This window comes from Cupriavidus sp. FW216-B1, from assembly GCF_058789195.1.
This window is the reverse complement of the sequence record NZ_JBYTEL010000001.1, coordinates 1,509,580-1,533,793: the sequence shown is the minus strand read 5'-3', so window position 1 is coordinate 1,533,793 and position 24,214 is coordinate 1,509,580. Positions and strand designations below refer to the sequence as shown.

Annotated in this window: 25 protein-coding genes; 17 read left to right on the top strand and 8 right to left on the bottom strand. The window is 65.2% G+C overall.

Annotation, left to right across the window (positions count from 1 at the left end; translation table 11 throughout):
* The first annotated feature begins 59 nt into the window (after window positions 1–59).
* The 4 genes from AC3WXD_RS06700 (at window position 60) to AC3WXD_RS06685 (ending at window position 3,902) form a co-directional block, all read left to right on the top strand.
* A complete protein-coding gene (locus AC3WXD_RS06700; protein WP_492323328.1) occupies window positions 60–1,022 on the top strand; it encodes a GlxA family transcriptional regulator in 963 nt (320 codons plus the stop codon).
* 443 nt (window positions 1,023–1,465) lie between these two features.
* Window positions 1,466–1,930, top strand: coding sequence for a hypothetical protein (locus AC3WXD_RS06695; RefSeq protein ID WP_492323327.1), 465 nt, complete (start codon window positions 1,466–1,468; stop codon window positions 1,928–1,930).
* A 173-nt stretch (window positions 1,931–2,103) separates the two neighbouring features.
* Window positions 2,104–2,700: a hypothetical protein gene (locus tag AC3WXD_RS06690; RefSeq protein ID WP_492323326.1), complete on the top strand. Its 597-nt coding sequence runs from the start codon at window positions 2,104–2,106 to the stop codon at window positions 2,698–2,700.
* Window positions 2,701–2,948: 248 nt separating this feature from the next.
* Window positions 2,949–3,902 (top strand): FRG domain-containing protein, encoded by a 954-nt coding sequence (locus tag AC3WXD_RS06685; protein WP_492323325.1) that lies wholly within the window; start codon window positions 2,949–2,951, stop codon window positions 3,900–3,902.
* A 208-nt stretch (window positions 3,903–4,110) separates the two neighbouring features.
* Here AC3WXD_RS06685 and AC3WXD_RS06680 read toward each other — a convergent pair whose 3' ends face one another.
* On the bottom strand, window positions 4,111–4,542 hold the full coding sequence (locus AC3WXD_RS06680; protein WP_020203433.1) for an RrF2 family transcriptional regulator: 432 nt from the start codon (window positions 4,540–4,542) through the stop codon (window positions 4,111–4,113).
* A 68-nt stretch (window positions 4,543–4,610) separates the two neighbouring features.
* On the opposite strand from AC3WXD_RS06680, the gene AC3WXD_RS06675 reads away from it, so the two are divergent.
* Together AC3WXD_RS06675 and AC3WXD_RS06670 are read left to right on the top strand one after the other, a co-directional pair.
* On the top strand, window positions 4,611–5,588 hold the full coding sequence (locus AC3WXD_RS06675) for an alpha/beta fold hydrolase (protein WP_492323324.1): 978 nt from the start codon (window positions 4,611–4,613) through the stop codon (window positions 5,586–5,588).
* 147 nt (window positions 5,589–5,735) lie between these two features.
* Window positions 5,736–7,415, top strand: coding sequence for an ABC-F family ATP-binding cassette domain-containing protein (locus AC3WXD_RS06670; protein ID WP_492323323.1), 1,680 nt, complete (start codon window positions 5,736–5,738; stop codon window positions 7,413–7,415).
* Window positions 7,416–7,554: 139 nt separating this feature from the next.
* On the opposite strand, the gene AC3WXD_RS06665 is transcribed toward AC3WXD_RS06670, so the two are convergent.
* Window positions 7,555–8,448, bottom strand: coding sequence for an SDR family oxidoreductase (locus tag AC3WXD_RS06665; RefSeq protein ID WP_020203430.1), 894 nt, complete (start codon window positions 8,446–8,448; stop codon window positions 7,555–7,557).
* Between the two features lie 78 nt (window positions 8,449–8,526).
* On the opposite strand from AC3WXD_RS06665, the gene AC3WXD_RS06660 reads away from it, so the two are divergent.
* Complete coding sequence (locus AC3WXD_RS06660; protein ID WP_492323322.1) at window positions 8,527–9,093, top strand: TetR family transcriptional regulator; 567 nt, start codon at window positions 8,527–8,529, stop codon at window positions 9,091–9,093.
* A gap of 75 nt (window positions 9,094–9,168) precedes the next feature.
* Here AC3WXD_RS06660 and AC3WXD_RS06655 read toward each other — a convergent pair whose 3' ends face one another.
* Window positions 9,169–10,155 carry a Bug family tripartite tricarboxylate transporter substrate binding protein gene (locus AC3WXD_RS06655; protein ID WP_492323321.1) on the bottom strand — a complete coding sequence of 329 codons (987 nt, stop codon included), beginning with the start codon at window positions 10,153–10,155 and terminating at the stop codon, window positions 9,169–9,171.
* A 42-nt stretch (window positions 10,156–10,197) separates the two neighbouring features.
* A complete protein-coding gene (locus AC3WXD_RS06650; RefSeq protein ID WP_492323320.1) occupies window positions 10,198–11,430 on the bottom strand; it encodes an alpha-hydroxy acid oxidase in 1,233 nt (410 codons plus the stop codon).
* 143 nt (window positions 11,431–11,573) lie between these two features.
* On the opposite strand from AC3WXD_RS06650, the gene AC3WXD_RS06645 reads away from it, so the two are divergent.
* Window positions 11,574–12,527 carry a LysR substrate-binding domain-containing protein gene (locus tag AC3WXD_RS06645; protein WP_020203426.1) on the top strand — a complete coding sequence of 318 codons (954 nt, stop codon included), beginning with the start codon at window positions 11,574–11,576 and terminating at the stop codon, window positions 12,525–12,527.
* Window positions 12,528–12,594: 67 nt separating this feature from the next.
* On the opposite strand, the gene AC3WXD_RS06640 is transcribed toward AC3WXD_RS06645, so the two are convergent.
* Entirely contained in the window at window positions 12,595–13,377 is a 783-nt protein-coding gene (locus AC3WXD_RS06640; protein ID WP_492323319.1) for a transporter, read from the bottom strand.
* 73 nt (window positions 13,378–13,450) lie between these two features.
* Here AC3WXD_RS06640 and pstS point away from each other — a divergent pair, with 73 nt between their 5' ends.
* Window positions 13,451–14,536 carry a phosphate ABC transporter substrate-binding protein PstS gene (pstS, locus tag AC3WXD_RS06635; protein ID WP_059412522.1) on the top strand — a complete coding sequence of 362 codons (1,086 nt, stop codon included), beginning with the start codon at window positions 13,451–13,453 and terminating at the stop codon, window positions 14,534–14,536.
* A 55-nt stretch (window positions 14,537–14,591) separates the two neighbouring features.
* Here pstS and AC3WXD_RS06630 read toward each other — a convergent pair whose 3' ends face one another.
* On the bottom strand, window positions 14,592–15,920 hold the full coding sequence (locus AC3WXD_RS06630; protein ID WP_492323318.1) for a PDDEXK-like family protein: 1,329 nt from the start codon (window positions 15,918–15,920) through the stop codon (window positions 14,592–14,594).
* A 377-nt stretch (window positions 15,921–16,297) separates the two neighbouring features.
* On the opposite strand from AC3WXD_RS06630, the gene AC3WXD_RS06625 reads away from it, so the two are divergent.
* The 6 genes from AC3WXD_RS06625 (at window position 16,298) to AC3WXD_RS06600 (ending at window position 20,875) form a co-directional block, all read left to right on the top strand.
* A complete protein-coding gene (locus AC3WXD_RS06625) occupies window positions 16,298–16,996 on the top strand; it encodes a hypothetical protein (protein ID WP_492323317.1) in 699 nt (232 codons plus the stop codon).
* A gap of 63 nt (window positions 16,997–17,059) precedes the next feature.
* Window positions 17,060–18,067, top strand: a complete 1,008-nt coding sequence (locus AC3WXD_RS06620; protein WP_492323316.1) for a M35 family metalloendopeptidase — start codon at window positions 17,060–17,062, stop codon at window positions 18,065–18,067.
* Window positions 18,067–18,504 carry a hypothetical protein gene (locus AC3WXD_RS06615; protein ID WP_454733609.1) on the top strand — a complete coding sequence of 146 codons (438 nt, stop codon included), beginning with the start codon at window positions 18,067–18,069 and terminating at the stop codon, window positions 18,502–18,504. The genes AC3WXD_RS06620 and AC3WXD_RS06615 overlap by 1 nt, the downstream gene beginning before the upstream one ends.
* Before the next feature lie 171 nt (window positions 18,505–18,675).
* Window positions 18,676–18,996, top strand: coding sequence for an OmpA family protein (locus AC3WXD_RS06610; protein WP_492323315.1), 321 nt, complete (start codon window positions 18,676–18,678; stop codon window positions 18,994–18,996).
* Between the two features lie 264 nt (window positions 18,997–19,260).
* The gene (locus AC3WXD_RS06605; protein WP_059412525.1) at window positions 19,261–20,061 is read left to right on the top strand and encodes an ATP-binding cassette domain-containing protein; all 801 of its coding nucleotides are present in this window, start codon (window positions 19,261–19,263) and stop codon (window positions 20,059–20,061) included.
* A 1-nt stretch (window position 20,062) separates the two neighbouring features.
* Window positions 20,063–20,875, top strand: coding sequence for an ABC transporter permease (locus AC3WXD_RS06600; RefSeq protein ID WP_454734041.1), 813 nt, complete (start codon window positions 20,063–20,065; stop codon window positions 20,873–20,875).
* A gap of 71 nt (window positions 20,876–20,946) precedes the next feature.
* On the opposite strand, the gene AC3WXD_RS06595 is transcribed toward AC3WXD_RS06600, so the two are convergent.
* Entirely contained in the window at window positions 20,947–22,008 is a 1,062-nt protein-coding gene (locus AC3WXD_RS06595) for an NAD(P)-dependent alcohol dehydrogenase (protein WP_020203417.1), read from the bottom strand.
* 172 nt (window positions 22,009–22,180) lie between these two features.
* Here AC3WXD_RS06595 and AC3WXD_RS06590 point away from each other — a divergent pair, with 172 nt between their 5' ends.
* Both AC3WXD_RS06590 and AC3WXD_RS06585 read left to right on the top strand, forming a co-directional pair.
* Window positions 22,181–22,549, top strand: coding sequence for a c-type cytochrome (locus AC3WXD_RS06590; protein ID WP_492323314.1), 369 nt, complete (start codon window positions 22,181–22,183; stop codon window positions 22,547–22,549).
* Between the two features lie 134 nt (window positions 22,550–22,683).
* Complete coding sequence (locus tag AC3WXD_RS06585; RefSeq protein ID WP_454733604.1) at window positions 22,684–23,001, top strand: hypothetical protein; 318 nt, start codon at window positions 22,684–22,686, stop codon at window positions 22,999–23,001.
* 130 nt (window positions 23,002–23,131) lie between these two features.
* Here AC3WXD_RS06585 and AC3WXD_RS06580 read toward each other — a convergent pair whose 3' ends face one another.
* Window positions 23,132–24,112, bottom strand: a complete 981-nt coding sequence (locus AC3WXD_RS06580) for an O-fucosyltransferase family protein (protein ID WP_492323313.1) — start codon at window positions 24,110–24,112, stop codon at window positions 23,132–23,134.
* Between the last annotated feature and the right edge of the window lie 102 nt (window positions 24,113–24,214).

Genomic DNA, 24,214 nt, shown 5'->3' with positions numbered 1-24,214 from the left:
CCCGACGGGCACCGCGCCACGGCTGTCCTCTCCCGCCTCTCCCGACGTTCGACATGTGCATGAGCATCGATCCCGCGCTGGCAATTCGGCACATCGGGTTCTTCGTGTACCCAGGCTTCCAGATTCAAGACCTGAGCGGCCCGCTCGCGGCCTTCGAACTGGCCGAGCTGGACGCCGGCATCAAGGCATACCGGTGTCACGTCGTCTCCCAGGCCGGCGGCGAGATCGCAAGCTCCGGCGGTCTGAAGGTCATTACCGATTCGATCCCTTCGACACTCGATACCTTGCTGGTCGTCGGTGGCGAGATATCGGACGACCCCGCTGGGCTACCGGCAATCACCGGGCACCTGGCCGCCGCCCAGGAAAACGGCACACGGCGCATCGGAAGCGTCTGCACCGGCGCGTTCATACTTGCCAAGGCTGGCTTGCTCGACGGTCGTTGCGCAACCACGCACTGGAAGCACTCGCGCCAGCTGCAGCGCATGTTTCCGAAAGCCAGGGTGCAGTCAGACCGCATCTTCGCGAAAGACGGACATATCTGGACGTCGGCTGGTGTGACCGCAGGGATTGACCTGGCGCTGGCGCTGATCGAAGAAGACCTCGGCCATGCGGCCTCGCATGCCGTAGCCCAGGCGCTGGTCGTGTACCACCGCCGGCCGGGCGGCCAGTCCCAGTTCTCCGCCCTGGCCGACATGGAGCCGGAGTCCGACAGGATTCGGGAGGTACTGACGTATATGCGCGAACATCTGAACGAGCCGCTCTCCACCGAGACACTGGCATCCGTCGCATGCCTCAGTCCCCGGCAGTTCGGGCGAACATTCCTGGCCGAAACTGGCGAGACGCCCGCAAAGGCCGTCGAGCGGCTGCGCGTCGAGGTAGCACGCCAGAGAGTGGAGCGGGGCGCCGAGCCGATCGAGCGGATCGCCTACTCGGTCGGATTTGCCGATCCCGAGCGGATGCGCAGGGCGTTCATACGGGTCACGGGCCACCCGCCGCAGAGTCTTCGTCGGATGGCTGCTTGAAGGGCGCAATAGGGCAAAAAGGCAGATGCCTGGGATGAGAATTTTCGGCCTTCATTCACTTGTCGTATCCTGGATACCCAAGTTTCCAGTCTGCCGATCCATGTGAAGACTATTGGTCTGCCTGACAGACGCTTCTTGGGGGCAATGAAGAGGATGGGCGTGTGCTGGCTTCGCTGGATATTTTGCCTTTTAGGTGCGATTCGAGCGGGCGTCTTTCAGTCAGGAAGAGCCGCGCGCCTGCACTGACACTCGGACATTCGGGCGTCCGCTCCGATTAGTAGGCCGCCGTCCGATTACAAATGATCGACGTGTGGCGGTGGGTCTTCGAAGCGCCAGAGAGAGACAGGCGCCTCCCGCGCCGCATCGCGAGGTACTGCTATCAGGCATAATTCTTCACAGATGCAAAAAAGAGGTGAAAATCATCGACACTTTCCGAGGCCGGAATGAACCTCAGCTCAGTAGCCTTGCCCGCAATTCTTGCCGCGCTCGCCTCCGGCGTCTTTGCACTAGTGGGGGTGATCGTCACATCCGCCCTAGCGCAACGTCGCGAACATGAAGCAGATTGGCGGCAGACAAAGGTCGAGCACTATCAGGAGTACGTGACGGCGCTGTCGAATATCGTTTCAGGCCGTTCTACACCTGCAGCGCAGGAGCGCTACGCTGACGCCGTGAATGCGTTGGCTCTGGTTGCGTCGCCCGCAGTATTGGATGCCGTCAACGCGTTCCAGCGAGAGATTTCGTATCGCAACACCGCACGGAGCGATGTGCAGCACGACGCGCTGTTGGGCGAGGTCATGCACGCGATGCGTAAAGACGTGCAGCCGAGTCGCATCAAAAATTCTCGTCGCGAATTCCACTTTCTTGCCCCACCGCCGATACCCATCGAGGCAGAAACAGATCACAGGTAGATGCACGAATCTACATGCGGTGGCAAAGTATCATCACCGAAAATCGGTAGAGCGGATTGCACTTACCTCGCCTCCGTTCACACCATCGAATGGCCATAGATGCTCTGTATAACTTTCCAAAGTGTTGACCCCTCTTTCGGTTCGCCGTATACATCTTTTGGGCAGGCATTGACGTGAAAGATATCGTCTCGTTGGTGTTATCCGTAGCGTCCGTGGTGATCTCCGCGTACACGTTTTGGCTCGTGCAGTTCAATCGTGGACGGCTCATGATGACTCGACCAACCTATATTTGTTTCAGACGGGATGTAGGTCCAAACTGGCCGAAGATATTCATCCGGACGTGCTTGTACTCAACCGGTGCAAAAGGTATGGCCGTCGAGAACCTGTATCTACGCGTGCATCAGCCCCATGATCGAGAATTCATATTCGACTTTTGGGGGCATACAGATAGCGGACGCTTGACGATAGGTAGTGGGTTGTACGTCGGGCCGACTGGAGTAGCAAGCGACCACCATTTCAACTTTCGAGGGGATCCCACCTTGTTCCTTCCCGAGCCAGGAACGTACCGGGTCGAGGTATTCGCAACTGTGGCCGGGAAACGACCCAAGCAGATCTCGGAGATCAAATTCGATATCAACGGCGATCAGTCGGCGGAGATGGTGCAAATCCTCGATAGACAGCTTGATCTCTGTTGGGATGCGGTGCAAGGCAAGTTCGTGGGTGAAATTCGTCGCGAAACATCGGTCCCTGTGCGCAGTTCCCCGCTCTAGGGACAATGATCAGCCAACTGTCCGTACAGCAGAAGACCCAACGGCTGGTTCAGTTCGAGATCACTGAGTAAACCAGAGACGGCGTCTCGAGCGGGATCTGCTTCGCGAGGCTCAACGAGAATCGCGCGACTTCGCTAGACACGAGTCTATTCAGATAAAAGAAGCCCTATCATGCAGATTGTTCCGGCCTCAGCTCTCATCGAAATATCGAAGAACTATCTTGATCATCGATCGCGCCGTGAGGGCAGTTGGGAGACGGAGAGGGAAAGGGCGGTGCAATCCCGTTCGCGGTTTCTACTCTATACAGAGGGCAGAATACGCGTCACACACCGATGCTCGTATCGATTGCCAGAGGTCTGCAGTCGACCGACATCGTCAAGATTTTCGAAGCCCCATTTCCTGACCAAGCCAAGATAGTTCTTCGGCTGGCTCAATCATGGTGGTTTGGGAAAGAGCTGACTAGACACCCGATTTTTCACCATGCGGCAGGCCAAGAACTGGATTTGAACGAAATTGCTCTCGCACAGCACTATGGTATTCCGACAGGCTACTTGGATCTCACCGATGACTTTAATGTCAGTGCATTCTTCGCAACCTGTCGCGAAACGACCGAAGGCTGGCAACCTGTAAATTCAGGTATCGGCGTAATTTATAGAGTCAAACTAAGAAAGATAGAGAGTCCGTTTGATAACTATATACCGCTTGGCCCACAGAAGTTGCCGAGACCGCATGAGCAGTGTGCGTGGGTTGTTGAACTTCCATTTTTCCATGGATTCGAGGGTTGGCCTGGCGTTGAGATGCTGTCATTCCACCATGATCACCATGTTGGGCAGCATTTTCTCGAAATTTTTGAGGGAGGTGCTAAATTGTTTCCACCAGATCCCTTAGCCGACGTTGCGCAAGAGATTCTTTCTTGCGGTGAGATTCCAGTAGACCTCGTTGAAGCCGCATTGAAGTCGTTTACGAGCGACCCTTGTGGAATTCTTGCGAGCGATCTGCCAACAGTGCGTAAGGAGATTTCCTCGTTGGTTAGTCAGATAGGATATCGTCAATTGTTGACGGACCTGCATGTCGCCCCGTTGCTCGCTGACCAAGAGTGGGTCGAGAAGATGCTTAGTACGGTCAAAGCGAAAGCTATTGCAGTGCGTCGTGTGCAAATTCCGCAGGGTACGGCCAAATCTGAACGCGACATCGACTCTTGAGACCAGTCCAGGAACCTAGAGCGGATTAGTTGCAGTGGACAATGGCTTGACAGCGTCGATACCATTCGAGTTGGCTTCTCGATTGGCCGTTGTACCTCATGAAGCTGCCTTCGAAGTCAGGTCGGATCGATCGAAGGATCGCTCCGGGTCGTCACCGCCCTCCATGTCAGTCCCCCCACCAGCATCCGCAGCGGCTCCCTCAACAGACCTACCCCCGCCGCCCCCGCACCGACGCCACCCCATGCACGAGCGCTGTCAATGGCCTGGCGCCCAACGTGCGCAGGAGCGCGGCCTCCGCATCTTGCAGTGCGCTTTCGATGAGTCGATTCACCGCCTTTTCGACAGGGCAACTCGGATTGTCATCTGCCGACCCGATTGCGAAGGCCGTGGTGTGAGCGATGGCGTCATACACATGCCGCGCAGTCACGCGGTTCAGGTCGCAGGCCAACTCCCATCCACCGCCTCGGCCGCCGGTTGATGTGACCAGCCCGGCATCGCGCAGCGATGCCATGGTCCGGCGCACGACGACGGCATTGGTGTGCAGCATCTGCGCGATGGTCTCCGATGTGGTGGTGCCGTCGCGAAGATGCATGTGGATCAGCACGTGCAACAAGCGGGCGAGACGGGTGTCCTGTGCCATGAGTGCATTTCCGTAACGTTGATAGTTACGGTATTATACGATCCGGTACGCTATCGCTTATTCGATCCATGAACCCAGTCCACGAACGCATCCTGGAAGTCAACGGCATTCGCCTGAACGTCACGGAACAGGGGGCCGGGCCTTTGGTGCTGCTGGTGCATGGTTTCCCCGAAACGTCGCTTGCCTGGCGTCACCAGCGCAGCGCGCTCGCCGCCGCGGGCTTCCGGGCGGTGGCACCGGACCTGCGGGGTTATGGCCGCAGCGAATGTCCCGCGGACATTGCGGCGTACACCACGTTTGACGTGATCGGCGATCTCGTCGCCCTTCTTGATGTATTGGGCGAGCGCCAGGCGGTCATCGTCGGCGGCGACTGGGGGGCGACCATTGCCTGGCAGGCTGCCCAGTTGCGACCGGACCGGTTTCGCGCGGTGGCGGCGCTGGGCGTGCCTCTCATGGGGCGGGCGCCGATGCCGCCCAGCAGGCTGTTCCCGCGGACCGAGGCCGCGATGTTCTACACCCACTATTTCGCGGAGCCGGGCGTCGCCGAGCGGGAACTGGAGCTTGACGTGGAGACGACCGTGCGCAAGATCTACTTTGCGGCCTCCGGCGATGCCGGACCACGCGACGATCCCGCTACACCCAACCCGTTCGGCATGGTGGCGCGCACCGGCGGCCTGCTGGACGCGCTCCCCGATCCGGCAAGCGTGCCTGCCTGGCTCGACGCCGCCTGCCTGGCCGCGGTCGTCGATGGTTTCAAGACCAGCGGCTTTCGCGGCGGCCTGAACTACTACCGCAATCTCGACAGGAACTGGGCGCTGCAAGGCGCCTTCGAGGGGATCAAGGTCGAGGTGCCCGCGTACTATCTGGTGGGCGAGCGCGACACAGGCCGCGCGATACCGGGGATGGACAGCATTGTTGCGGCCATGCCGACGCTGGCGCCCCGCCTGCGCGGATGCGAAGTCGTCGCGGGCGCTGGCCACTGGCTGCAGCAGGAGGCTCCGGACGCGGTGAATGCCGCGTTGCTCGGCTTTCTCGGCAGCCTGTAGCGCTGCCTGCCCGCTGTCTGCCTCCGCGAGCGGTTCGTAATTCCGCGAGCGGTTCGCAATCGGCCGTCTGCTCGCGCGCGGCCCGAAAAGAGACGGCCTCGCGCGTCCGGTCGGCTATCATGCCGATCTTCTCCGAAGTGGCCCCCTATGATCTCCGTCCGTAATGTCACGCTGCGCCGCGGCGTCAATGTCGTACTCGACCGCGCGTCCGCCACCTTCAATCCCGGAGAGAAGATCGGGCTTGTCGGCCGCAATGGCGCCGGCAAGTCGTCTTTTTTCGCTCTTCTCAACGGCACGCTGCACGAAGACGGCGGCGAGTTCTCGATTCCCGCCGCATGGAAGATGGGCCAGGTCGCGCAGGAGATGCCGGAGACCGAGCAGAGCGCGACCGACTTCGTGGTCGAGGGTGACACCGTGCTGCTGGCCGCGCAGGCCGAAGTCGCCGCGGCCGAGGCCAGCGACGACGGCATGCGCATGGCGCACGCCTACATGGCCCTGCACGACGCCGGTGCGCACGATGCCCCCGCACGCGCCCAGGCGCTGATCCAGGGCCTGGGTTTCAGTGCCGAGCAGCTTGGCCAGCCGGTCAACAGTTTCTCCGGCGGCTGGCGCATGCGGCTGCAGCTGGCGCGCGCGCTGATGTGCCCGTCCGACCTGCTGCTGCTCGACGAACCGACCAATCACCTTGACCTCGACGCGCTGGTCTGGCTGGAAGCGTGGCTCAAGCGCTATCAGGGAACCCTGGTGGTGATCAGCCACGACCGCGAATTCCTCGACGCGGTGACGCAGGTGACGGTACACGTCGACAACGCCAAGCTCGTGCGCTACGGCGGCAACTACAGCAAGTTCGAAGACATGCGCGCCGAGCAGCTCGTGTTGCAGCAGGCGGCGATGGCCAGGCAGGAGGACAAGATCGCCCACCTGCAGAAGTTCATCGACCGCTTCAAGGCCAAGGCCTCGAAGGCGAAGCAGGCGCAGAGCCGGGTCAAGGCGCTCGAACGCATGGAGAAGATCGCGCCGGTGCTTGCCGACGCGGAGTTCAGCTTCGAGTTCAAGGAGCCGCTCAGCGTCCCGAACCCGCTGTTGTCGATGCTGGACGCGAGCTTCGGCTACCCGGCGCCGGCCGGCGCGCCGCCGGGCACGCCGCCCACGGTCATCGTGCGGGGCATCAACCGTTCCGTGCTGGCCGGGCAGCGCATCGGCGTTCTCGGTGCCAACGGCCAGGGCAAGTCCACGCTGGTGAAGACGGTGGCGCACGCGCTGGCGCCGATTGCCGGCGAAATCAGCGAAGGCAAGGGCCTGAACATCGGCTACTTCGCGCAGCAGGAACTTGACGTGCTGCGCCCGCTCGACACGCCGATGGAACACATGATCCGCCTTGCCAGGGACACGCCGGCGCACATGCGCGCGCCCGGCCAGAGCGGCACCGAGCAATCGCTTCGCACCTTCCTCGGCACCTTCAACTTCACCGGCGACATGGTCCACCAGGCGGTCAGCACGATGAGCGGCGGCGAAAAGGCGCGGCTCGTGCTGTGCATGATCGTGTGGCAGCGCCCCAACTTGCTGCTGCTCGACGAGCCGACCAACCACCTCGACCTGGCCACGCGCGAAGCGCTGGGCATGGCGCTCAACGAGTTCGAAGGCACGGTGATGCTGGTCAGTCACGACCGTGCCCTGCTGCGCGCCGTATGCGACGAGTTCTGGCTGGTCACCAAGGGCGGCGTCGAGCCCTTCGACGGCGATCTGGACGATTACCAGCAGTTCCTGCGCGACGAAGCCCGTCGCATGCGCGAGCAGGCCGCCGCGGCGCCCTTGCAGAAGCAGTAGAAGGACTGAGCAAACGGCCGCGCCCCTTCGTCAGGCGGTGCATGGCCGGCGCTGGCGAGATTGAGGGGCGGCGACGGGGCGGGCGGTGCCGGCCCCGGCTGGCGACGACGGCGCCGCGCGCGCCCGCTCACTCACTTACTCACTTTCCGGGATAGTGCCCGGCCGCGATGTCTTCCAGCAGCGTCGCGTGCGTCGGCTCCCAGCCCAGCAGCGACCGCGTGCGTGCGCTGGAGGCCGGGGCGTCGGCGCCGAAGAACATGCCCAGCCAGCCGAAGTGCTGCTGCGCGTGTTCGGCGGGAATCGATGCCACCGGCACGTCCAGGAACTGGCCCAGCGCCGTGGCGATGTCACGCGTGGCGACGCCTTCTTCGGCGACGGCGTGCAGCACGCTGCCCGGCGCTGCCTTGTCGATCGCGAGTTGCACGAGCTTGCCGGCATCGAGCCGGTTTACCGCCGGCCAGCGGTTTTGCCCTTCGCCGATGTAGCCCGAGATGCGCTTTTCGCGGGCGGTGCGCGCCAGCACCGCGACGAATCCGTGGTCGCCGCCCGCGCCGTGCACCGTCGGCGCGAAGCGCACGACCATCGAGCGGATGCCGCGCCCGGCCAGGCCGAGCGCGTGGGCCGCGTTGGCGATGCGCGGGTGGACTCCGGCGTCCGGCATGTCTGTCTCGGTGCCGACGCGGCCCGGGGCCAGCCCCAGCGAGCCCGAGGCGACCAGCAGCGGACCGCCCGTGCCTTGCAGCACGTCGGCGAACGCGTCGATGGCCGCGCGGTCGGTCTGCGCCGCGGCCGCCATCTGCGAGAAGTCGTGGTTGTAGCCGAGGTGCACGACGCCTTCGGCCAGCGCCGCCGCGCCGCGCAGGCTGGCGAGGTCGTCCAGGCTGCCGCGCACCACCTCGGCACCCAGCCCGGCGATCCTGGCGGCGGACTCGTCGTTGCGGGCGAGGCCGAGGACGTGATGCCCCGCGGAGATGAGTTCCTTGACGCTGGCCGAGCCGATCCAGCCCGAGGCGCCGGTGACGAGAATTCGCATGATAGGGCTCCTTGATGTCATTGAATGACATCAGTATAGACTTATGATGTCACTTTGTGTCAACACAAGAGAGGGGACATGGGTCGCTGGGAGCCCGATGCCGAGAGCCGCTTCCGTGCCGCGGCCATCGAACTGTTCGGTGAGATCGGCTACGAGCAGACGACCGTGGCAGCCATCGCGGAGCGCGCGGGGCTGACCGCGCGCACGTTTTTTCGCTACTTCGCCGACAAGCGCGAAGTGCTTTTCAATGGCTCCGAGCGTCTTCAGCAGTCGATGGCCGAGGCGCTGGCCCAGGCGCCGGCCGAGGCTTCGGCGCTGGATGCGGTCGCCGCCGCCTTGACCAGGGCCGGCGATTTCTTCGATGACGAGCGCCGCCCGTTCGCGCGCCTGCGCAGCACGGTGATCGCGGCCAACGCGGACCTGCGCGAGCGCGAGCTGAGCAAGCTGGCGAGGCTGTCCGCGGCGCTCGCGCGGGCGCTGCGCGAGCGCGGTGTCGGCGAGCCGGACGCGACCCTCGCGGCCGAGGCGGGCATCGCCGTCTTTCGGATCGCGTTCGCGCAGTGGGTCGGCGAGTCGGAGCGGCGCGGCTATGGCGAGATCGTGAATGAATCGCTGGCGCGGCTGAGAGCGCTCGTGGCGGGCTGACCGGCCCGCTTGCGAGCCGAGCACCGCGGCGCTCGCCGGTCGGCCGGTTCGCGCGCGTGCGCGGCGCGCGCCCGCTTACTCGATGCGTGCGCCCGATGCCTTCACGATGCCGGACCAGCGCCGGACCTCGGCGTGGATGAAGCGCCCGAAGTCCTCGGGCGAGGCGGGCGCGGCCTGCAGGCCGGCCGCCGCAAAGCGCGCCTGCAGTGCCGGCGTGGCCAGCGCCCTGGCCAGCGACTGGTTCAGCGCGACGACGATGTCGCGCGGCGTGCCCGCCGGCGCCAGCATGCCGTGCCAGGTCGCCATCTCATACCCCGGCACGCCGGACTCCGCCAGCGTGGCCAGCTCGGGCAGCTGCGGCATGCGCTTCAGCGAGGTCACGCCGAGCGCGCGCAGGCGGCCGCTTTGCATATGGGGCAGGGCGGTGGGGAAGATCTCGAACATCATGTCGATCTGTCCGCCGAGCAGGTCGGTCATGGCCGCCGAGCCGCCCTTGTAAGGCACGTGCATCAGGTCGACATTGGCCTTCGATTCGAACAGCTGTCCGCCCAGGTGCTGCGAAGAGCCATTGCCGGCCGACCCGTAGCGCAGCGTGCCGGGCCTGGCGCGCGCCAGCGCGATCAACTCCTGCACCGTGCGTGCCGGCAACTGCGGATTGACGATCAGGATCAGCGGCGACGAGGCGATCAGGCCGATCGGCTCGAAGCTTTTCTCGGCATCGTAGGGCAGCTTCGAATACAGCGTGGGATTGATGCCGTGGGTGCTGGTCGAGCCCTGCAGCAGCGTGTAGCCATCGGGCCGGGCATGCGCGACGAGGCCGCTGCCGATCGTGCCGCCGGCTCCGCCGCGGTTGTCTACCACCACGGGCTGGCCAACTTCGGCCGCGAGCGCCTGGGCGACCGCGCGGGCCACGAAGTCGGTGGTGGTGCCGGCCGGGTAGGGCGCCACGTAGGTAATCGCGCGGTTCGGATAACCGGTGGCGGCCTCGCTCAATCCGGGGCGCAGCAGCGGCACGGCCCAGGGCAGCGTGCCGGCTGTGGCGAGAAAACGTCGTCGATCCATCTTTGTCTCCGTATGTGTTTATGTTTTATGTCGTCGCGGAATTCAGCGCGGGGGTACCGGTACCAGCCGGTCCGGTGTCATCTGCGCGAGCGCGTTGATGCCGAGCGCGCCCATCGTGCGCACCACCTCGTCGTGCAGAATGCGGATCGCGTAGGCCACGCCGTCGTGTCCGCCGAACGCGGTGGCGTAGTTGAACGGCCGGCCCACGAACACGAAGCGCGCGCCCAGCGCCAGCGCCTTCATCACGTCGGTGCCGCGCCGGATGCCGCCATCGAGCATCACCGGCCGGCCGCCCGCCGCATCGACCATCGCCGGCAGCGTGCGCAGCGGCGAGACCGCGCTGTCGAGCTGGCGTCCGCCGTGATTGGAGGCGATGATGCCGTCGGCGCCGGCTTCGATCGCGCATCGCACGTCGGCCGGATCGAGCAGTCCCTTGATCACCAGCGGCCCTTGCCAGCGGGCGCGGATATGGCGGATCACGCTCCAGTCCAGATGCGCGCGTCCGCTGAATTCCCGCTCCACATTGCGGGACATGATGGGCGCGCCGCGCGTGGCGAACGAGTTCTCGAAATGCGGCATGCCGTGACGGACCAGCGTGCGCGCGAAGGTGCCAAGCAGCCATCGTGGCCGGGTCAGCCCGTCCCAGGCGAGCCGCGGCGTGGGGCGCAGCGGCGTGGAGAAGCCGGTACGCAGGTTGTTCTCGCGGTTGCCGGGCACCGCGACGTCCACGGTGACGACCAGCGTCTCGATCTTCGCGCGGGCCACGCGATCGAGCAGCGCATCGGTACGCGCGAGATCGGGCGGCAGGTAGATCTGGAACCACGGCCGGTCGCCCGCGGCGGCAATGGTCTCCAGCGGAATCAGCGACGATCCGCTGATGATCATGGGAATGCCGGCGCCGGCGGCGGCGCTGGCCAATGCGATATCGCCGCGATACCCGGACAGCGCCACGATGCCCATCGGCGCGATGCCGAACGGCGACGCATAGGTGCGGCCGAACAGCGTGGCCTGTGCCGAACGCCCGGCCACGCCTACCAGAAAGCGCGGCAGCAGGCCATATTCGGCGAATGCCCGCCGGTTGTCGTCGAGCGACAGGCCGTCTTCCACGCCGCCGCTGACATAGCCGAAGATCGGGCGCGGCAGGCGCCGCTGCGCGGCCCGCTCGAAATCGTCGAGGGAAAGAATGCCGCGAAAGCGGGTATCGACGCGGCGCCGTTGCGTATCGGCGGAACTGGACGCCGGCTGCGCGGCGCGCGGCTGGGCGCTCGCGGTCATGCGGAAACTCCGTGGCTCATCGGGAAATCTTTCTGGGGACAGGACATTGGCGCGAGTCTATATGGCGCACCGGGAACCGGCATGAGCCTTGGCTGAACGGGTGTTCGGTATACTTGAACACCCCCCGCCCCCCCTATATCCAGATGGAACTGCGCCAGCTTCGCTATTTCGTGCGTGTCGTCGAGTTGAACAGCATGGGACGCGCCGCGATCGAACTCGATCTGGCGACCTCGACGCTGAGCCAGCAGATCAGCCGGCTGGAGGGTGAGCTGTCCACGCGCCTGCTGCAGCGGCGCTCGACCGGCGTGTTTCCCACCGATGCCGGCCTCGATTTTTTCCGGCATGCGCAACTGATCCTGCGCCAGGTCGAGGCGGCAGCCAGCGCGGCACAGCAGGGGCGGCTGTCGGGGCTGGTCAGCATCGGCCTGGCCGGCACCACCGCGGCGATGCTGGCGCTGCCCTTCGTCACCGCCATGCGCGCGCGCTATCCCGCCGTGCGCCTGCGGATCGTGGAGGGCCTCGCCGGCAATCTCGAAGCGCTGCTCAATTCGCGCCAGCTCGATCTGGCCATCGTATTCCAGGCCGATGCCGCGCGCCGCTGGACCGTGGTGCCGCTGCTGGACGAGCACCTGTTCCTGCTTGGCAGCGCCGGTCTTCCGGGCATGCCCGACGCCGACGAAGCCTCGGTGGCGGAACTGGGCGATCTGCCGCTGATTCTCCCGAGCGGCACCCACACGCTGCGCAATCTCGTGCTCGATGCGTTTCGCGAAGTTGGCGGCATGCCGAATGTCGTGCTCGAAGTCGATGGCGCCGGCACGCTGATGGATGTGGTGCGGGCTGGCGTGGGCGCCACGATTCAGCCCGGCTCGCTGCTGGCCCGCGTGGGCATTCCGCATGGCGGCACGTCGGGCGCCGATGGCTTGCGCGCCATTCGCCTGCGCGACGACGCGATGCATCGCACCAGCCTGCTGGCCAGCCTGCCCGACGATGAATTGTCGACGGCCGCGCTTGGCGCGCGCGTGGTGCTTGTGGAGGTCGCGCGCGAACTGGCGCGCAGCGGGCGCTGGCCCGGGGCGAACGGCGAGATCGGGCAATAGCGGCCTGCCCGGAGCGTTGAACCCCATCCGCGGGGAATCTTCGCTGCGGGGAATTTTCGGGCAGGCGCTAAGGCGCAAACCGATAGGTAATCCCGATCAGCCATTCCCGCGATGGCACCTTCGCCCGCGCGGTGGACTGATAGCCGATGTCCAGATCCAGGCCTGGAAACACCGTATAGATGACGCCGGCCAGCAGTGTCACCGGCCAGGCTCCGCTCGCGGGGTTCGGGTCGGTGACGGCCACGGCTTCCGCCGTCAGGATCAGGTGCTCGTTGGCTGCCCACATGACTGCCGCGGCCACTCGCTTTTCCCACGTTCTCGCCCCGCTTTCCTCCGGGTTGCGCGCGAGCCCGACATTGCCGTGAAACGTGAAGGGCGCGGCATCGTAGGTGGCAAGCATCAGCGCGTGCGCGGACACTTTGTCGTGAGGCAGCCCGAGGCCATGCCGGCTGGTTGGCGCCGTCACGCCCAGCCTCGTCCCGAACGCCCAGGGGGCGCTGCCATGGAAGCGCCATTTCGCGTCGATGTTCGTGTCGCCCAGCCCCCGGGTTCGCGCGCCATCCGGATCGAACCCGCGTATCCAGGACGGCTGGACGATCAGGTCCAGGGTCGGGGTCAGGCCATACGAGATCTGCGGCTGATACGTGAACACCGTCGCGCCCTCGGCGCGCAGCCACGACATGCCGTTCTCGAGCTCGATATTGCCCTTGCCCTGGGTGCTCGTGTCCTCGGCCTCCAGCGGGTGCGCGCCGAATGCCGGGGGCGCGGCCGCCAGCGCCGCAGCCGCTATCCAGGCGGCCGGTTGCCTCCGCTGCGTCGGGCGCGGACTGTCATCTGCTCGTTGCGGCATTCGATCTATGATCCCATTCCACGCAATCACTGTAGCCATCGCTTGTGACGCTTGCGCGACGCCGGGGGAAGTCATGAATCGTGTTGCTCACCTGATCCTGCTGCTGGTGGCCGCCCTGGCACTGACGGCGCACCGGCCGTCATTCGCCGCCGACGTGGTCCTGCGCGGGGCCGGCGCGACGTTTCCCTATCCCATCTATGCGAAGTGGGCCGCGGAGTACAAGCGCGCCACGGGCGTCGACATCCGCTATGAAGCGGTCGGCTCCGGCGCGGGCATCGATCTTGTCGGGCACGGGATGGTGGACTTCGGCGCGTCGGACGTGCCGCTTGCCGAGGAGGAACTGCAGCGGGCGGGTGCCATGCAGTTTCCCGCCGTGATCGGCGGCGTGGTGCCGGTCATGAACGTCGGCGGCATCAAGTCCGGGGAGCTGCGGCTGAGCGGGCAGGTCCTGGCGGAGATCTACCTCGGCAAGATCACGAAATGGAACGACCCCGCCATTTCGGCGCTGAATCCCGGGCTGCATCTGCCCAGCACCTTCATTACGGTCGTGCACCGGTCCGATGCGTCCGGCACCACCTTCCTCTGGTCCGAGTTCCTGTCGCGGTCGAGCGCGGAATGGCGCGCAAAGGTCGGTGCGGACAAGGTGCTCGCATGGCCGACCGGGGTGACGGGCGCGGGCAACGAGGGCGTGGCGTCGTCGGTGCAGCGCACGAAGTCATCGATCGGCTATGTCGAATACGCCTACGCCCGGGAGCACAACCTCACCACCGCCTCGGTGCGCAATCGCGATGGCGCATTCGTGCAGCCGGGCGAGGCTTCGTTCGAGGCGGCGGCACGGGCAGCGCAATGGCGGCGCTCCGCGGATCTGTATCAGCTCCTGATCGACCAGGCCGGCGCGGCGAGCTGGCCCATTGCCGGCGGCACGTTCATCCTGCTGCGCACCGCGGCCGATCAGCCCGCGCGAAGCCTCGAAGTCCTGAAATTCTTCGACTGGGCGCTGCACGATGGCCAGCGCTTCGCGATCGATCTCGACTACGTTCCGCTGCCGGCGCCGGCGCTCGATCTGATCGACGGCGTGTGGGCGGATCAGGTCAGGAGCGCGTCCGGCGGGGCCGTCTGGACGCGCCGCGCTTCGTCGCACCGGCAGGAGCATCGCTAGGGGGCGTCGCCAGGGGGTGTCGAAGGGCGCCGCAGCGCAGGCGGGGAACCCTCGTTCAGTCGGCAGCAAGAACGGGCCGGCTCCTGATCTGGTCGCTGATGGATTCCAGCAGATTCCTCGACTCCTTGACCGCATCGGCCTGGGACAGGTGTTTCTTGATGACCAGGCGGCGAATGTCGGAGGCGGCGAATTTCTTCAGGCCGGGAAAGAGCGTCTGGAAGTGGGCGCGCAGTTCCGGCTCGTCGCAGATCGCGGCATTGAATTCGCCCCGTGCCCAGACCAGGCGAAGGTTGAACTTCGGCGCGTCCGGGCGGGAGGCCCTGGCGTCGCGATACACGTTGATGTAGACCGGCCAGAAGGCATCGTCGCCGTCGCGCAGCAGATCCACGGTCTGCGCGGGCGTGGCGTTGAACCAGGTCCTGCCGGTTTCGATCAGGTCCTGGTTCAGCGAGGGCATGCTCCTCACCAGTTGCTGGACGATGGTGGCCACGCCCTGGATGCCGGTGAGCTGCTCGCAGACCTGGGGATACTGCGCCTGGAAGAGCCGCAGTTCGCCGATGGCGCCTTCGAGTGACTTCGGTTTCCAGTCGAGGACGGACTCCTTGCGCACTTCGCGCATGGCTTCGACCACCTGCGGATGGGCGAGCGCGAGGTCGGCGGCGAGTTCGGAGATGCGCTGCTCCGCCGGGCTCTCCCATTCCGTCTGCTTCTGGCAGTACGCAACCAGCAGCTGCGCGGCGTTCTTGTCGCGCGCCAGTTGGAACCGCGCGCGTTTCGCCGAGGCTTCGAGCCAGCTGTAGTCGAGCAGCGTCCATCGTTTCCCGAGCGATTCGATGGCGTCTTCCGGATAGTCCTTCAGGTCGCGGTCGAGCACGATAAAGGCCTGGTCGTAGTCGGAGAAGACCGGGCGCGACGAGACTTCGGCCTTGACCGCCTTGACGTACCTGTCCAGCTGCTCGGCGGTCAGGTTCGCGCCGGCCTTGTTCTCGATCGTGATGAGCATCTTGTTCTGCGGGTCGATCAGGAACAGGTCGAGCCGGCCTTTCTTCGTGCCGTTGTCCACCTCGACGCTGAATTCGCGGGTAACGAACGCGGCGCCGAAACTGCTCGTGCGGATCCTGCCCGGTGTCCATTTCTCGAAGAACCGCTTGTTGTCCCAGATGGGATCCACGCTGGCGGCATAACCGGCCTCGAGAAAATCCTTGATGACGGCATCGCCCTGGGAGTGGCCCTCGTTCGGGTTCATGCACCACGCCAGCGTGTCGGAGTGCTGGTTCTCGGTGAGCTTGATGACGTCGAAGAGGTCGTCGGTCGTCTTGTTCTGCTCGATCAGCTCCACGAGGTTGGTGTCTCGCAGGAATGCATACAGATCGGTTGGTTCCACTTGTACTTGTGTCCTCGGTGTCTTGGCCGGTGTCCTGATGCCCGGTGGTTGGTGGACCGCCTCGCCTCGCCTTGCGTCGATGGCCCGGCGCGGGCGGTCTTGCGCGCGATGAGATGCTATCGGAGAAATCCGGCAAAGCTTGAGCGTTTCGGCCTGCCTCTTCCGAGGGGCCGCGGCACCGCGTCCGCCGGCTGCCGGCGCGGCACGGCCGGCCCGGAAAGGCGCCGTCCCGAAGGCGGCACACGGCCCGCCGGACCCCCGGCGCGCTCAATCTTGCGCGGCGGAGAGCGCAAAAACAGAAATTTCCCATTTATTTCGCGCCCGATACTAGGTATATGTTGAGTCACTCCAATGTCACTCAAAGGAGGTGTACTCAAATGGCGCAACCGAACCCGCCATCCCGCCCCTGCGGGCATGTCCTGCACACCACGCCGGAGCTGTTCCTGCTGGTCAACTACGCGCCCAGGGAAGGCGAGCCGAACTGGTGCAACGCATTGTGCGAATTCGTGGAGGAGGGCGACGCCGACTCCGGCGACGCGCTGTCCGTCCACATCTCGCCCTTCGACGCCCTGCTCGACGCCGCATTCATGTCCGGCCCCGGCAAGCCGTATCACGTGGTGCGCGCGGCCACCTTCGATCCGCGCCCGCTGATCCGGCACGGCGGCGGCAAGCTCCATCTCAACCTGCATTGCGGCTGGGCCGCGAGCGACGGCCGCATCGTGGTCCGGCGCAAGGGCGCTCTCGCCAGCGTCTGCATGATGCAGACCGAGGACATCCCGCAGACGCGGCTCGACGCCATCGATCTGGAGATCGGCCCCGAAGGCATGGCCAGGTACGAGCGCCTGCGCGAACACGCCGGGCTGTTCGCGCACGCGGACTCGCACGGCCTGCTGGAAACCTGGACGGAACAGCAGCGGCACCAGGCCGTGGGGCTGGCCATACAGCGCATGCCGGGCGTCGTGCCGGTCGGCGCGGAAGTCGACCAGGTCGCCCTCTACGACCCTGAAGCCGCGCAATGGCACTTCGTGCCCATCGCGGTGTTCCGTGGCGGCCCCGGCGCCAAGGCGACCGCCTGAGCGCCGCATCGCGCGGCGACGGCCGTCACCGCGCCAACCCATCCAACCGCGAGAGGTCTTCTGATGATGGACATGCGACGAGCGCTCCGCAACGGCGACCGCACCAGCAGCAACGGCACGCTGATCGGCACCGGTGCGATGACGCACCACGGCGTGCGGCTCGGCGTCGAGGGCGACATCGCCACCTGCCCGGCATGCCAGGGCAGCGGTGTCGTCACCAACGACTGCCATCCGTCGTTCAGCGTGATGGGCAAGCAGGTCCTGGTCGAAGGCGCGCGCGTGAACTGCAAGTGCGCGGACAAGCCGGTCGTCATTGCCTCGCAGGACGATTTCACCATCGAGGTGAACCGCGGCGGCATCCGTCCGCCGGCGGGCAGCGCCGCCGCGCCCGTGGCGGCTTCGAACAAGCTGACCGAAGGCGCGCCGCGGGAAACGGCCGCGGACGACCCCGCGCTGATCTGCCAGAACATGAGCAACGCGGAGTTCTACGCCACCATGAACCGGCTGCGCGACAAGGCCGTGCGGCTGCTGGGCGACCGGCTGGCCGAACTGGAACGGTGGAACACCGCGGACCAGGACAAGGTCAGGCTCTGGTTCGGCAATGCGCGCGAGGATACGCGGGAGCGGCTGCGTGGCGGGATGGCGCGCATGCGGCAGATCATGCGCGGGCTGACCGACAGGAACTATGAGCGCTATACGGTGGCGGGGCTGGCGCGGGTGGGGTGTGTGCCGCGTGCGAGGGAGGATGAGTTGCCACCAACGGCCTCCGTCTGTAAGCCCGATGGAACATATATGATTTTTATCGGGGATATATTTTGCCGAACCGATGCCGAAGCAAACAGTATTCATGGTGTCCCGTTCAATAAAGAGTCAAAACTTACCATTCTGATACATGAGATATCACATTTTCCATTGGCGATGGATAGCAGGGACACTTGGTCAAGTATCCGAATATCGATGGAGAAGGCAGTCGCACGAGATGAATTTTGCATAAACAATGCAGATAATATTTCGTACTATGTGGCAAATATTCCTAACTGGACCGGCAACGTTCCGGTATGGAGGCTTTGATGAAATATTTACTGGGTTTAATTCCGTTGATATCAACTTGGTCTGCTTTCGCTTGCCATCCGCCATATGTTGAGTACGAGCCTCTCTATGAGGGCCAGCGGATCACTCTTTCGGCCAGCGAAATTCGCCGCATGGCTGACTGGAGGGGGATGGCGAGACGGTCCTTCCCCAATGACGGTACGTATTCCATTTCGGTTCAGAAAAATCCACGAGTTGGCATATCGGCCCATCTGGCAAAGATCAGGGCGCAGGACTTGAAGCGGTTGCTGTTGAATCTTGGTGTCAAGGAGTCGGACATTTTGGATGCGGAGATCAAGAACTACGGCTACGACGCCCCCCCGAACGCCGAAGCGCGGCGGCTGGCGAACACCGCCTATATCTCCGTCGATCCGCGTTGTCCGCATCCGTGCTGTCCCGGGCCGCAACCATCGAAATGAAATCAATCAACTGGAGAACTGATGTCCAAGAAAAATAGCAGTGGACCGATGTGTCGGCATAGGCAATGGCTCAGGCGAGCCATTCTGGCAATGTGCTTGTCGACCGGCACAACGTATGCATGCAGTCCGGGTTTTCCTGATATATACCTGTGGTTTCCCAAGAATTCACACATGCTGACCGCCGACGCGGCGCTTAAACTGGGAACATGGCTTGCGGAGCAGCGGGTCAACTACCCGAACTACGACTATTTCCTTGTCGATGCTTATCGGGTCGGGGGTGAAGCAGGAGGTGTGTCACTTATCAGAGCGCGGGCCGAGACGGTTCGTCGCTTCTTTCTCGACCGGGGATTCAATCCGGAAAGGATTGAGTCGAGCGCGCGGAAATCCCTTCTGGACGACCCTGCCAAGCCGGAAGTCGCCCGCGCAGTGAATGTCAGTATCGTCGCTGCCTGCCCCCCATGCCTGTTGCAGCATGGAAACCCACAAGGTTGAATTCACCGGCCTGCCGATGCCCACGGACAGCGGCATGGCCGCCGCGGGCAGCGAAGCGCGCTAGTGTCCGGTCCATCCTGTATGTCCCCGCCGCCGCGGGATGACATGGCTCGCAGCAGCCCGCGAAGCGACCTTGACCCACATCAAGGGGCCCCGGCGGGCGGCGTATAGATTGAGCAGATCGGCGGCCGGCCCGGCAACGACAGCATGCGGGACGGCCGCGCCCGTTCATCCGTGCCCGCCAGTCCTGCCCGAGGGAGACCGATGTCCCAGCCCATCATCGAAACCCATGCGTTGGTCCGCCGTTTCGGCAGCATGACGGCGGTCGGCGGCCTGACGCTGTCCATCGAGGCGGGCGAGGTCTTCGGCCTGCTGGGCCGCAACGGGGCGGGCAAGACGACCTTGATCAAGATGCTGACGACCTTGCTGCCGCCCAGCGGAGGCACGGCGTCGGTGGGCGGCTTCGACATCGTGCGGGAGGCGGCGTCCGTGCGGCGCATCATCGGCTATGTGCCGCAGGCTTTGTCGGCGGATGGCGACCTGTCGGGTTTCGAGAACCTGCTGGTGTTTGCCAAGCTCTACGACATCCCGCGCGCGCAGCGCGAGAAGCGCATCCAGGATGCGCTTGCGTTCATGGATCTTGCCGACGTGGGGCACAAGCTGGTCAAGACCTATTCCGGCGGCATGATCCGGCGCCTGGAGATTGCGCAATCCACGCTGCACCGGCCGCGGGTGCTTTTCCTCGACGAGCCCACCGTCGGGCTGGACCCGGTGGCGCGCATCTCCGTGTGGGAGCAGCTGGAGAAGCTGCAGGCGGAGTTCGGCAGCGCCATCCTGCTGACCACGCACTACCTGGAAGAGGCGGAGCGGCTGTGCGACCGGGTCGGGATCATGAATCACGGCACGATCGCCGCGATCGGCTCGCCCGCGGAACTCAAGGCTGTCGTCGGCGCGCATGCCAGCTTTGAAGACGTTTTCGAACACTACACCAGCGCGGACGCTGCCCAGCAAGGTGCCTACGATGAAACCTCTCAGACCCGCCGCTCCGCCAACCGCCTTGCCTGACGTGCTGCCGCAACGCGACGCGGGCAGGCCCTGGCCGGTGGTGGCCTTCGTTGCCAAGACCTTCGCCATTGCCGACATGGAGGTGCGCAAGCTCTGGCACGACCCCACGGAACTGGTGACGCGCGCGGTGCAGCCCGCGCTGTGGCTGCTGATATTCGGGCAGGTCATGAGCCACGGCCGCGTGATCGATACCGGCGGCGTGCCTTACCTGGATTTCCTGGTGCCGGGCATCCTGGCGCAGAGCGTGCTGTTCATCGCCATCTTCAACGGCATTTCCATCATCTGGGAACGCGACCTGGGCATCGTGCACAAGTTTCTCGCCAGCCCGACGCCGCGCGCCGCGCTGGTGCTGGGCAAGGCGCTGGGCGGCGGCGTGCGCGCGCTGGTGCAGGCCGTGGTGGTCATGGCGCTGGCCGCGCTGCTCGGCGTCAAGATGCAGTGGGACCCGTTGTCGCTGGCGGGGCTGGTGGTGTTCGTGCTGCTCGGCGCGGCGGTGTTTTCCACGTTCTCGCTGATCATTGCCTGCCTGGTGAAGACGCGCGAGCGTTTCATGGGCGTGGGGCAATTGCTGACCATGCCGCTGTTCTTCGCCAGCAACGCGATCTATCCCACTTCCCTGATGCCGCGCGCGCTGCAGGTCATTTCGCACCTGAATCCGCTGACCTACCAGGTGGATGCGTTGCGCACGCTGCTGCTGTCCGGGCGCGCTGCCGGCGGCGGCATCGGCCTCGCGGTGGACGGGGCCGTGCTCGGGGTCACGCTGCTGGGCATGGTGGCGGTCAGCACCCGGATCTATCCGCAGATCGTGCGCTAGGCCGCGCGGCGGGGAGGGCGGCATGCGGGGCAACGCTTGCGTTGTCCGCATGCCGCCGCCCGCGCCGCGGGTCAGGCGGCGGCTTCTTCCTTCAGCGACGCCATGTCGATCACGAAGCGGTATTTCACGTCGTTCTTTTCGAGCCGCTCGTAAGCTTCGTTGACGGCCTGGATCGGCACCATCTCGATGTCGCTGACGATGTTGTGCTCGGCGCAGAAATCCAGCATCTCCTGCGTCTCGGCCATGCCGCCGATGGCGGAGCCGGCGATGGACTTGCGCCCGCCGATCAGGCTGATGCCGGCCAGCGGCTCGATGTCGGTCAGCACGCCCACCAGCACCATCGTGCCGTCGAGCTTGAGCAGCGCGGCGTAGGGGTTGAGGTCGTGGCCGGTCGGAATGGTGTTGAGCAGGAAGTCGAAGCTGCGGGCGTGGCGGGCCATGTCGTCGGCGTCGCGCGAGAGCAGCACCGCGTCGGCGCCGAGGCGGGTGGCGTCCTTGCCTTTCCCGGGGGACGTGGTGATCATCGTCACGTGCGCGCCGAGCGCCTTGGCGAACTTGATGCCCATGTGGCCGAGGCCGCCGAGGCCGATCACGCCGACCTTCTGGCCGGGGCCGACCTTCCAGTGGCGCAGCGGGGAGTAGGTGGTGATGCCGGCGCACAGCAGCGGCGCCACGGCCTTGAGGTCGAGCTTGGGGGAGACCTTCACCACGAAGCGCTGCTCGACCACGATCTGCTCGGCGTAGCCGCCGAAGGTCAGCTGGTCGCTGCCGCGTTCCTTGTCGTTGTAGGTCAGCGTGGCGCCTTGCTCGCAGTATTGCTCGAGGTCGGCACGGCAGGCCGCGCAGGCGCGGCAGGAATCGACCATGCAGCCCACGCCGGCGTAGTCGCCGACCCGCAGGCCGGTCACGGCGCTGCCGACCTCGGCCACGCGGCCCACGATCTCGTGGCCGGGGACCATCGGGTAGAGCGAGTTGCTCCAGTGGTTGCGGGCCTGGTGCAGGTCGGAGTGGCAGATGCCGCTGTAGAGGATCTCGATCCGCACGTCGTGGCTGCCCACGTCGCGGCGATGGAAGCGGAACGGGACGAGGGGAGACTCGGCGTTATGGACGGCGTAGCCGCGGACTTCGAACATGGCGATATGGGCGGGTAGTTCAGGGAACCCACACAATAGTGCGCGGCTCGCGCGGGTTCAATCTGGAAGATTGGCATAGGCTGTCCAATAATCCTGCACAATCCGTGCTGTTCGACAATTTCTCTCCCCGCCCGGCTGCCTCCGCGCTGTCCGGCGCGGCTGCCCGGCCACAATGAAAAAATCCACAGTATTGATCCTGGCCTTCGCGTTTCACGCCGCGGCGCATGCCGCCGGGGACGCGCGGGCCGGCAGCAATGTCTTCGCCTCGAAATGCGCGTCGTGCCACAGCGTCGGGCCGTCGGCGCGCGGCGGCTTCGGGCCGCAGCTCAACGGCATCTTCGGCCGCGTTGCCGGCAGCACGAGCGATTATCAATACTCTGCCGCCATGAAGCAGTCGGGCATTGTCTGGTCCGAGAAGACATTGGCGGCGTTCGTTTCGTCGCCGGGCAAGGTCGTGCCCGGCACCAGGATGCGTTTCTGGGGGCTCGGCAGCGAGCGGCAGATCGCGGACCTGCTGGCCTACCTGCATGCCAATCCGTAGCGCGGGCGCGGCGCCCGGGCCGAAAGCAAAAACCGTACTGGAACTTTGCCGTGCCGGCAGCTACGCTGTCAGACGGAGGCCACTGCGCCGGGTTAGCGCGAGGGGCCGCGGACCTCGATTGGAAGGAGTGACCTATGAAAATCGCTATCGCGCTGGCAATTGCCGTTCTCGTTCCAGGTATCGTCCATGCCGCCGGCCCGGCGAATCCGGCCGACCGCTATGACTACAACATGCGCAGCACCAACAAGGACGGCTACGTGCCGGACCCGCAGCGTGTGACGAACAAGGATGGCTACGTGCCGGACACGGCGCGGGCCAACGACAAGTTCGACCCCTATACCCAGGGGGCCAGGCAGAGCACCGCTTCCGCGCTGACCGACTCGAAGACGACGAAAGCGCACGGGAAGACACGCAGCCACAAGAAGGCGCCGGCGGTCGGCACCGACAAGTAAGCGCGCGGCGCCTGCCCCGGCGGCGCCGGCCGGAAACGTCCCGATGGCCCCGAATGCCATTCGGGGCGTTTTGCTTTGCGCCGCGCGCGGCACGATGCCGCCATGACGAAGGCGGGCGCCGCCGCGCCGCTCACGCCGCCGGCGCCATGCCGTTCTCGGCCCACAACTGGCTGTCCGGAAACCAGAACGCATCGGGGCGCGGCGGCGATGCCAGCCTGACCGGCAGCGCCGGGTTGAATATCTTGGACCACGCCGACAGGTAGGACGGCGTCTTCACGAGAAACCCGCAGCGCGACAGCAGCAGGCTGGAGACCAGCGCCTCGCGGCCGATTTCCAGGCCGGCGTAACCCCGGAAATGGATCGGCATGCTGCCGTCGGCGAGCAGTTTCGATGGCGCCACGCGCACGGGCTTGCCGAACGGCCACGCGGCGAAGAAATCGAGAAACGCCGCCTCGTCGCTGGACACGAAAAGACTGGTCAGGCGCGGGTTCTCCGCCAGCGTCGACGCCACCACCTGGCAGAACGCCTCCCAGCTCATGGATTCCGCTTCGTGGCGCTTGTCGGTGCCGCGGAAATGCACGCCGAGCGTGGTCTCGCCGATGCCGAGCGTGGCGCACAGCGCGTCGACTTCATCGCGGATGAAGGCCGCGGGCCGGTAGTGCGCCTGGAACAGGGCGCTGGCGCTCTTGAGTTCGAGCCGGGCTTCGTAGCGCCCGCGCAGGCCCAGTTGCACGAGGTCGTGGACGCGCGACGTCCTGACCTTGCGCGCCGGCGCGGCGTCCGGCGGCGGCCGCACGGTTTCGAAGAAGGTCGAGAACCAGTTGATCCTGCCGTCCGGGTCGCCGTAGATCGGGCCGTGCGCGGAGATGCGCGGGACCAGGCCTTTTTCCTCGCAGTACATCAGGATGAACAGGACCATCTGCAGCACGGAGAAGAAACCGGAGTTCTCGTGGATGTCGATGGCGAACACGCCCGGGTTCAGGCGCTGCCGGGCGTGCAGCGCCAGCCGGCTGAAGGTGGCCAGCGCATACTTGAACCGTTCGCTGCGCCGGATCTGCCTGGCCCGCTCCATCGCTTCTCGCAACGCCTTCCGCAACGCTTCCTGCAGCATGTCCCGCTCCCGTCCGGTTTTGTGTTTTCCGGGGATTGGCCGCGCGCGCGGCCTCCCTGCCGCGCCGGCGCGCTGGCGGCGAGAAGTGAGCCTACAAGCAGG